This window comes from Spirillospora sp. NPDC046719 (assembly GCF_040645715.1).
Lineage (GTDB): Bacteria > Actinomycetota > Actinomycetes > Streptosporangiales > Streptosporangiaceae > Spirillospora.
In genome coordinates, this window is record NZ_JBEYYT010000551.1 from 1 (window position 1) to 5,313 (window position 5,313).

General features: G+C 74.2%; 5 protein-coding genes. 1 reads left to right on the forward strand and 4 read right to left on the reverse strand.

All coding sequences use genetic code 11. The annotated features are described in order from the left end of the window. Positions 1-469 precede the first annotated feature (469 nt). Positions 470-1,654: a cytochrome P450 gene (locus tag ABZ914_RS45725; RefSeq protein WP_500200935.1), complete on the reverse strand. Its 1,185-nt coding sequence runs from the start codon at positions 1,652-1,654 to the stop codon at positions 470-472. Between the two features lie 107 nt (positions 1,655-1,761). Between ABZ914_RS45725 and ABZ914_RS45730 the strand changes: the two genes are divergently transcribed. Then, the gene (locus tag ABZ914_RS45730; RefSeq protein WP_500200936.1) at positions 1,762-2,577 is read left to right on the forward strand and encodes an SAM-dependent methyltransferase; all 816 of its coding nucleotides are present in this window, start codon (positions 1,762-1,764) and stop codon (positions 2,575-2,577) included. 82 nt (positions 2,578-2,659) lie between these two features. Here the strand turns inward: ABZ914_RS45730 and ABZ914_RS45735 are convergent, their stop codons facing one another. The 3 genes from ABZ914_RS45735 to ABZ914_RS45745 form a co-directional block, all read right to left on the reverse strand. Beyond that, a complete protein-coding gene (locus ABZ914_RS45735) occupies positions 2,660-3,862 on the reverse strand; it encodes an aminoglycoside phosphotransferase family protein (RefSeq protein WP_500200937.1) in 1,203 nt (400 codons plus the stop codon). A 47-nt stretch (positions 3,863-3,909) separates the two neighbouring features. Next, a complete protein-coding gene (locus tag ABZ914_RS45740; RefSeq protein ID WP_500200938.1) occupies positions 3,910-4,830 on the reverse strand; it encodes a hypothetical protein in 921 nt (306 codons plus the stop codon). Then, positions 4,827-5,313 (reverse strand): hypothetical protein (locus tag ABZ914_RS45745; protein WP_500200939.1); only part of this gene is annotated, 487 nt, incomplete at its 5' end. The genes ABZ914_RS45740 and ABZ914_RS45745, both read right to left, overlap by 4 nt.

Below are 5,313 nucleotides of genomic sequence, written 5' to 3' on the forward strand. Positions count from 1 at the left end.
CGCGAAGCGACGCCGAAGGCGCCCTTGACTTTGGAGGGGCGGCCCCGTACGCAAGCGCCACCCCACCACCCGAACACCCCTCTCGCCGATCTCCCGAACACCGTCACTGATCCGGCGTTAAACAGCTCTTCGGATGCCGAGAATGACTTGCCGTCCAGGCGTATCGAGTGCCTCTGCATGATCTTGCTGGCAGGTCGGCGCCCTCTTATGCCTGGCGGTCTTCTCCTTCACCGAGCATTAGGTCACCCCGCGAGGCAAGCGATGACGCCTGCTATTGCTGCCTGCGCATCGGTGGCCTGTTCTGGCATCGGGCGTTTATCGGCGAGGCAGTGCAGGCCAGCCGCGGAAGATCCGCACCTTACGAAAGGCAGCGGTGTCCCAATGCGCCGGGCGGACGGTATCCGGGGCGGTCGCGGAGGTGGGTGGGCTTCCGGGGCGCCCCGGGGTGGGGGGCGCCCCGGAAGAGCCCTCAGCGGCGGGCGGTGATGCGGGTGGGGAGGGACACGAAGCCGCGGTCGTTGGAGGAGTGCACCCGCTCGGCGCCCGACTCGTCGATCTCGTAGTCGGCGACGACGGCGGTGACCTCCTCCAGCGCGATACGAGCCTCCAGACGACCGAGGTTCGCGCCGAGGCAGTGGTGCCGCCCGTTGCCGAAGGCGAGCGACGCGCCCGTCTCGCGGTCGAGGTCGAAGCGGTCCGGGTCCGGGAAGACGGACGGGTCGCGGTTCGCGGCGCCGGTGAGCAGGAGCACCTTCGCGTCGGCGGGGATCGTGACGCCGTGCAGCGTGATGTCCTCGGTGGCGGTGCGGGCGAGCACCTGCGACGTCGGCTCCCAGCGGAGCGTCTCCTCGATCCAGTCGTCGATGCGGCCGCCGAGAGCCCGCGCGCGCTCCTCGGGGTGCAGCCAGGCGGCGTGCCACGCGTTGCCGAGCGTCAGCATCGTGGTCTCGATGCCCGCGCCGACGAGCAGGATCAGCACGCCGACGATCTCCTCGGGGGTGAGCCGGTCGTCGCCGTCGGCGGCGTCCAGGAGCCCCGACAGCAGGTCGCCGCGGCGCTCCTTGGACCGCTCGATCGTCAGCTCGGTGTAGTAACCGACGAGGGCGCCGATGGCCTGCAGCGCCTCGGGCGGCAGGTCGTCGCCCTCCTCCCCGCGGTACATGATCGCCATGCCGAGGTCGCGGACCATGCCCCGATCGGCCTCCGGGACGCCGACCAGCTCGGAGATGACGTCGGTCGGGAAGCGGCCGGCGAAGTCGGTCATCAGGTCGAAGGTGTCGCCGTCGAGGTGCGGCAGGACGCACTCGCGGGCGATCTCGCGGATGCGGGGCTCCAGCTCCTGGACGCGGCGCGCGGTGAAGGCGCGCGACACCAGGCCGCGCATCCGGGTGTGCTTGGGCGGGTCCATGGCGACGAACGAAAAGAACTTCTCCGCCTCCGGGCCCCAGAACGCCGGTTCGATGCGCAGGCCGTTCCGGCTGGAGAAACGCGCTGAGTCGCGGAGCGCGGACAGAACGTCGCCGTGCCGGGACAGCGCCCAGAAGTCGTCCGTTTCGCTGCGATACACCGGTGACTTTTCGCGCAGTTCCGCGTACACCGGGTAGGGGTTTTCCTGAATCGCGAAGTCGAACGGGCTGTAGAAAAGATCCACCATGTGCCTTCCCGGGTAGGTCATGCGCGTGGACCGATCCTGCCACGCATAATGGTGTCCTGCCATTTCACTTCCGTCGCGGTTTCGCGGCGGCGACGAAGCGAGGCCGCGTGGACGCTGAGCGGGTTCCGCCGGGGATCGACCCGACGAAGGCGCACCCTTCGCGCAGGTACAACTACTGGCTCGGCGGCAAGGACAATTTCGCGGTCGACCGGGAATCGGCGGAGATGGTGGCGTCGGCGTTTCCCACCGTGAGCCTGGCGGCGCGGGAGAATCGCGCCTTCATGCGCCGGGTGGTCGGTTACCTGGCGGGCGAGGCCGGTATCGGCCAGTTCCTCGACATCGGCACGGGGCTGCCGTCCGCCGGAAACGTGCACGAGATCGCGCAGGGCATCGACCCGTCGGCGCGGATCGTCTACGTGGACAACGATCCGATCGTGCTGGTGCACGCCCGCGCGCTGCTGACGAGCGAGCCGCAGGGGCGGACGGCCTACATCGACGCCGACCTGCGCGACCCGGAGAAGATCCTCGCCGACGCGGATCTGCGGCGGACCCTGGACCTGTCCCAGCCGGTCGCGTTGATGCTGGTGGCGACGATGCATTTCATTACCGACGACCACGACCCGTACGGGATCGTCCGGACGCTGCTGGGCGCGCTGCCGTCCGGCAGCCACCTGGTGATGACGCACGCCACCGGCGACTACCTGACGCCGGAGGAGTACGCGGTGAACGTGGAGGCGAACGAGCGGAGCGGGGTGCCGTTCCGGCTGCGCAGCCGCGACGAGTTCACGCGCTTCTTCGACGGCCTGGAGCTGCTGCCGCCGGGCGTCGGGTCCGTGGTGGAGTGGCGCCCGGAGGAGCCGCCGGAGGACCGTCCGGCGGTCGAGGACGTATCGATGCTCTGCGCGGTGGCCCGCGTGCCGTGAGAGCGGTGCCCGGCTCTGCGCGGTGGCCCGCCTGCCGTGAGCGGCGGCCCGCCTTCCTTGAGCGGTGGCCGGCGTCGCCTGATCAGGCGCCGAGGACGGACCGGATCGTGTATCGGGCGTTGGCCGAGATGATCGGGTTCGTGGAGCGGTAGTACGGCAGCTGAATGACGGCCATGGACAGCGCCCAGCCGCGTCCGCGCAGCCAGGTCGCGTCGTCGGCGTCCACGGCGTCGCGGAAGGCGGGCCGCGCGCCGGGCGGCAGGAGGTTCCAGGCGGGGATCAGGTCGCAGGCGGGGTCGCCGATGCCGCAGGTGGCGAAGTCGAGGACGCCGGAGAGCCGTCCGGCGCCGTCCACGAGCAGGTTGCTCGGCATGAGGTCGGAGTGCAGCCAGCAGGGCGGGCCCGCCCAGCCGGGCGCGCGGAGCGATTCGTCCCAGGACGCCAGGATCGCGGCCGCGTCGAAGGGCTCGTCGGTGCGGCGCAGCTCGGCGACGGCCGCGCGCATCGCCGCGTCGACGGAGGCCAGCGGGCCGCCGCGGTACGCGGGCGGGCCGCCAGGGATGTCGATCTCGCGGAAGGCGACCACGAAACCGGCGAGGTCGCGGGCAAGTTCCAGCCCAGCCTCGCCTTCGCCCCCGCTTTCGGCCCTGGCCCCGGCCTGGGTTTCGGACCCGGCCTCGGCCCCGGCTTCGGGCCTGGCCTGGGCCCCGGCCTCGCTTTCGCCCCCGGCCCCGGCCTGGGTTTTGGCCCTGGCCCCGGCCCCGGCCTCGGACCCGGCCTCGGCCCTGGCCTCGGACCCGGCCCTGGCCCCGGCCTCGGACCCGGACCCGGCCCCGGCCTCGGCCTCGGACCCGGTCTGGGTTTCGGCCCCGGTCTGGGTTTCGGCCCCGGTCTGGGTTTCGGCCCCGGTCTGGGTTTCGGGACTGGCCTGGGGTTCGGGCTTGCCTTCGGTCGGGGGGTTGCCGTTGAGCCATCGGTGCACCGCCCACGGCCACGGGAAGCCTTCGGCGGGGCCGCCCGTCCCGGCGACGGCCGGGATCGCGACGGGCAGGCGCGGCGCGAGCTCGGGCAGCCACCGCGTCTCGTGCTCCAAGGCCCGCACCCCGCCCGCCGTCAGCGGCAGCCGGACGGACAGCGCGGAGCCGAGCCGGTAGACGGCGTTGACGGTCCCGCCGGACGCGACCCGCTCGACGGGCAGCCCGGCCCACTCCGGGAACCGGCCGCGCACGAGCCGCCGGACGAGGCCGGCGTCGGTCTCCACCTCGCCGTCGTGCATCTTCGCCATCGCGCCAGCAGACCCGGCACTGGGCCGGACGGTCAACCGGATTCCGCTCAGGTGAGGGGCAGGACGCGGCGGGCCTCGGCGTGGGCGTGGTCGTGGATCTCGAGGGCGGCGGCGAGCGCCGCGTCCAGCTCCTCCAGGGTGCGTTCGACCAGGTCGAGGGCGTCGCGGGCGCGTTGCAGGCCGGACGACTTGACGAGGGAGCCGCGGGCGAGGCCGTCCAGCAGGGCGCGGTCGGCGTCGCGGTAGCGGGAGAGCGCGGGCATCAGCCGTTCGGCGTCGGCCCGCAGGGCGGTGAAGCCGTCGGCGGCGGCGGCCAGCTCGGCGGTGCGGGACTCGACGGCAGCGCGCTCCTCGTCGAGGCGGCGCCGCGCGGCGGCGAGGTCGGCGTCCGCGGCGGCCGCCTGCTCGATGGCGTCCCGGACCCGCTCGTCCAGCCGGTCGAGCTGCGCGCGGGTGAGGCTGAGCAGGGCGGTGGCGGACGCGTCGAGCGCGTCCTCGGCGTCGCGCGCCGCGTTCAGCTCCGGCAGGCGGGCGTCGAACGCGTCGCGCTGGGCGCGGAGCGCGTCGAGGTCGGCGCGCAGGCCGTCGAGGCGGTGGAGTTCGGCGAGTTCGGCGCGGACGGCGGCGTGCTCGCCGGCGGTCGCCCGCATCGCCTCCACGGCGGGCCGCAGCTCGGCGAGGCGGCGGCGGTCGGCGGCGACGTCCGCGCGCATCCGGGCGAGCTCGGCGGTGGTCTCCTCGAAGTGCGCGACGAGGTCGCGTCCGAGGTCGCCGCCGCGGGCGAGGGCGGGCAGCGTCTCCAGCAGCTCCGGCAGGTCGTGCAGCGCCTCGTCCAGCCCGGACACGAACCGGAACGCGGCGAGGTCGTCGCCCGGCGGGACGGCGCGGGCCTCCGCCAGCGCGGCGGCGAGCGCGGCCTTCAGGGCGGCGAGCGCGTCGGCGGACGCGTCGGCGGGCGCGTCGGTCATCGGGCGGGCCTCTCCAGGGGGACGGGCACCGGGTCGGCGTCCGGTGCGACGGGGAACAGGGCGACGACGGGGCCGCGGGTCGCGGCGCGCAGCCCGAGCCGGTACGCGCCGGGCGCCAGGCCGGGGGCGCGGCATGGCGCGGGCCGGCCGTCGACCTCGACCGGCAGCGTCCCGGTGTCGTCGAGCATCAGCGACGGGGCGCCGAGCGCCGGTTCGCGGCGGTGGCACAGCAGCAGGTCGCGGCCGTTGAGGGCGGCGAACCGGCCGGGCCGTCCGGGGACGGCGATCTCGGCCCCGGACGGCAGGCCGTCCCGGATCCGGTGGATCGGCAGCCGGACGTCGGGCAGCGGCGCCTCGCGGAACACCCCGTCGGCGAACAGCGCGGCGCCCTCCACGGCGGCGTGCGGGCCGAGCGGTGCGGCGCCCGCGAGCGCGGCGGCGACCGGCGGGAACGCGGCGAACCCGCCGGTCAGCACCGGCCGC